The organism is Mycobacterium sp. (assembly GCF_050701675.1).
Lineage (GTDB): Bacteria > Actinomycetota > Actinomycetes > Mycobacteriales > Mycobacteriaceae > Mycobacterium.
Map to the genome: position 1 here is coordinate 1 of NZ_JBOGDD010001158.1, position 4,148 is coordinate 4,148.

2 protein-coding genes are annotated in these 4,148 nt (G+C 65.0%); both read right to left on the minus strand.

What is annotated here, in order from left to right; translation table 11 throughout:
* A partial coding sequence (locus ACRDUX_RS35890; RefSeq protein ID WP_526421457.1) for an SDR family NAD(P)-dependent oxidoreductase occupies positions 1-620 on the minus strand: 620 nt, incomplete at its 3' end.
* A 208-nt stretch (positions 621-828) separates the two neighbouring features.
* A partial coding sequence (locus ACRDUX_RS35895) for a multifunctional oxoglutarate decarboxylase/oxoglutarate dehydrogenase thiamine pyrophosphate-binding subunit/dihydrolipoyllysine-residue succinyltransferase subunit (protein WP_526421459.1) occupies positions 829-4,148 on the minus strand: 3,320 nt, incomplete at its 5' end.

A 4,148-nucleotide genomic window follows, 5' to 3' on the forward strand; every position in this document is an offset into this window, starting at 1 on the left:
GCGGTGTCCACGCCGTCGGCAGCGGTCGAGTTGCGCATGATCGCCGTCTTGATCCCGCCGGGGTGCACGGTGGTGACCTTCACGGGATGGCGGCTCACCTGCATCTCCTGGCGGAGCGCTTCGGTGAATCCGCGGACGGCGAACTTGGCCGAGTTGTAGGCGGCCTGCCCGGGGACCGAAAAGATGCCGAACAGGCTGGAGACGTTGACGACGTGTCCGTCGCCGGACTCGATGAGGTGCGGGAGGAACGCCTTCGTCCCGTTGACGACGCCCCAGAAGTCAACGTCCATCACGCGCTCGATGTCCTTGAACGGGGTGACCTCGACATCGCCGACGTAGGCGATGCCCGCGTTGTTGTAGATCTGGTTGACCTTGCCGAAGTGCGCCTTGACCGCGTCGGCGTACAACTCGAACGCCTCGCGTTCGGTGACGTCGAGACGATCGGCCTTCACCTGCACGCCGATGGCCTTCAGGCGCTCCTCGGTGACCGCCAGTCCTTCGGCGTCGACGTCACTGATCGCCAACTTGGCGCCAGAGCGGCCGAGTTCGAGGGCCAACGCCTGCCCGATACCCGATCCTGCTCCCGTGACGACGGCGACTTTCCCGGCGAAGCCCTCCATGGACACTTCCTCTCTCGACCTTCGACCACCGTGCCTTCGGCGAGCCAGCCTAGTCGGTACCGCTGGTTGCAGGTAAACCTGGGTGCGGCGGCCCCGGCCCACGAGCGTGCATGGACTGCCACCGTGCAGCAGCGTGTCGTGTACAGACACGCACTCTCGCGGGGAGGGGGAGGCTCGCGGCAAGGGGTGAGGGTGGGGAGGGGGGAGGCTAGCCGAAGGCTTCGTCGATGATCTCCTGCTGCTCGACGGCGTGCACCTTCGAGCTGCCCGACGACGGTGCCGACATCGCGCGCCGCGAGATGCGCTTGATGCCGGTCAGCTTGTCCGGCAACTGCTCTGGCATCGCAAGGCCGAAAGTGGGCCACGCTCCCTGATTGGCCGGTTCCTCCTGCACCCAGAAGAACTGCTCGGTGTTCGGATATTCATCCAGCGTGACGCCCAAGCGCCGCTTCGGCAACGGATAGAGCTGCTCGACTCGGACGATCGCCACGTCGTCGCGGCGCTCCTTGTTCTTGCGGGCTATCAGGTCGTAGTAGATCTTGCCGCTGGTCAGCAGAATCCGCTTGACCTTGCTCCGGTCGCCGTCGCCGTCGGTGTACGTCGGCTCCTCCAAGATCGAGCGGAACTTCTGCTCGGTGAAGTCGCGGATGTCGCTCACCGCAGCCTTGTTGCGCAGCATCGACTTCGGGGTGAAGACGATCAGCGGGCGGTGGATCCCGTCCATGCCGTGACGGCGCAACAGATGGAAGTAGTTCGCCGGCGTCGATGGCATTGCGACGGTCATCGAGCCCTCGGCGCATACCTGCAGGAACCGCTCGATGCGACCCGAGGTGTGGTCGGGGCCCTGACCTTCGTGCCCGTGCGGCAGCAGCAGCACGACGTCTGACAGCTGACCCCACTTGGCCTCACCGGAGCTGATGAACTCGTCGATGATCGACTGCGCGCCGTTGACGAAGTCGCCGAACTGCGCTTCCCACAACACCATTGCGTCGGGGTTGCCCACCGAGTAGCCGTATTCGAAGCCAACCGCGGCGTACTCGGACAGCGCCGAGTCGTAGACCATCAGACGGCCGCCGGTCGGTGTGCCGTCCTCCTTGAGCGTCAGCAGTTCCAACGGGGTGAACTCGGCGCCGGTCGAGCGGTCGATGATCACCGCGTGCCGCTGCGTGAACGTGCCTCGCCGGGTGTCCTGGCCGGACAGCCGCACCAGCTTGCCTTCGGCCACCAGCGTGCCGAGCGCGAGCAACTCGCCGAACGCCCAGTCCACCTTGCCCTCGTAGGCCATTTCGCGGCGCCTCTCCAGCACCGGCTTGACGCGGGGGTGCACGGTGAAGCCCTCGGGCACCGCAAGGTGTGCGTCACCGATCCTGGCGAGCAACGACTTGTCCACGGCCGTACTGAGTTTCGCGGGCAGCTGCTGGTCGGACTCCACCGACTCGCTGGGCTCGATATCGCGCTTCTCGAGGTCGCGGATCTCGTTGAAAACCCGCTCGAGCTGGCCCTGGTAGTCGCGTAGCGCGTCCTCGGCCTCCTTGATGGAGATGTCGCCGCGACCGATCAGCGCCTCGGTGTAGGTCTTGCGGACGCCGCGCTTGGTGTCGATCACGTCGTACATCTCCGGCTGCGTCATCGACGGGTCGTCGCCCTCGTTGTGCCCGCGACGGCGGTAGCACAGCATGTCGATGATGACGTCCTTCTTGAACTGCTGACGGAAGTCGACTGCAAGTCGGGCCACCCACGAACCCGCCTCGGGATCGTCACCGTTGACGTGGAAGATCGGTGCGCCAACCATTTTGGCGACGTCGGTGCAGTACTCCGAGGACCGCGAGTCCTGCGGTGAGGTGGTGAAGCCGATCTGGTTGTTGACGATGATGTGGATGGTGCCGCCGGTGCGGTAGCCACGCAGCAGCGCGAGGTTCAGCGTCTCGGCGACGATGCCCTGGCCCGCGAACGCCGCATCGCCGTGAAGCATCAGCGGGACCACGGTGAAGCCGTCTGCCCCGTCGCCCTTGTCCAACAGGTCCTGTTTGGCGCGGACGAGGCCTTCCATGACCGGGTCGACGGCCTCGAGATGGGACGGGTTGGCCACCAGCGACACGTCGATGTCGTTGTCGCCGAACATCTGCAGGTAGTTGCCGCTGGCACCGAGGTGATACTTCACGTCGCCGGAGCCGTGGGCTTGGCTCGGGTTGAGGTTGCCCTCGAACTCGTTGAAGATCTGCGAGTACGGCTTGCCGACGATGTTGGCGAGCACGTTGAGCCTGCCTCGGTGGGGCATGCCGATCACGACCTCGTCGAGGCCGTGTTCGGCGGCCTGGTCGAGCACCGCATCCATCATCGGGATGACGGTCTCGGCACCCTCCAGTGAGAAACGCTTCTGGCCAACGTATTTCGTCGCCAGGAACGTCTCGAACGCCTCGGCGGCGTTGAGCTTGCTCAGGATGTACTTCTGCTCGGCGACCGTCGGCTTGCCGTGTTTGACCTCGACGCGTTCCTGAATCCACTTCTGCTGCTCGGGTTCCAGGATGTGGGTGTACTCGACGCCGACGTGCCGGCAGTACGCGTCACGTAGCACGGACAGCACGTCGCGCAGCTTCTTGTACTCGGCGCCTGCGAACCCGTCGACCTTGAACACCCGGTCCAGGTCCCACAGGGTCAGCCCGTGCGTGAGCACGTCGAGGTCCGGATGGCTGCGGAAACGGCCCTTGTCCAGTCGCAGCGGATCGATGTCGGCCATCAGATGGCCACGATTGCGGTATGCCGCAATCAATTCGATGATGCGCGCGTTCTTGTCGAAGATCGAGTCGGGGTTGTCGGTGCGCCACCGCACCGGCTCGTACGGGATGCCCAGTTCGCGGAAGATCTCGTCGGAGAAGTCGTCGGACAGCAGGTACTTGTGGATGGTGCGTAGGAAGTCGCCGGACTCGGCGCCCTGAATGATGCGGTGGTCGTAGGTCGACGTCAGCGTGATCAGCTTGCCGAGACCTATCTCGGCGATGCGCTCCTCGCTGGCGCCCTGGAACTCGGCCGGGTACTCCATGGCGCCCGCGCCGATGATGGCGCCCTGCCCGCTCATGAGTCGCGGCACCGAGTGCACGGTGCCGAAGGTGCCTGGGTTGGTCCGCGAGATCGTCACGCCCGCGAAGTCCTCGGCGGTGAGCTTGCCGTCGCGCGCCCGCCGGACGATGTCCTCGTAGGCGGCGATGAACTGCCCGAAACGCATCGTCTCGCAACGCTTGATGGCCGCCACGACGAGCTGACGGCCATTCTTGGTCTGCAGATCGATGGCGAGGCCAAGATTCGTGTGCGCTGGTGTGACGACGTTCGGCTTGCCGTCGATCTCGGCGAAGTGCCGGTTCAGGTTGGGGAACTCCTTGACCGCCTGGACGATCGCGTAGCCCAGAAGGTGGGTGAAGCTGATCTTGCCGCCACGGGTGCGCTTGAGGTGGTTGTTGATGACGATGCGGTTGTCGATCATCAGCTTGGCGGGGATGGCCCGGACGCTGGTGGCGGTCGGGATCTCCAGTG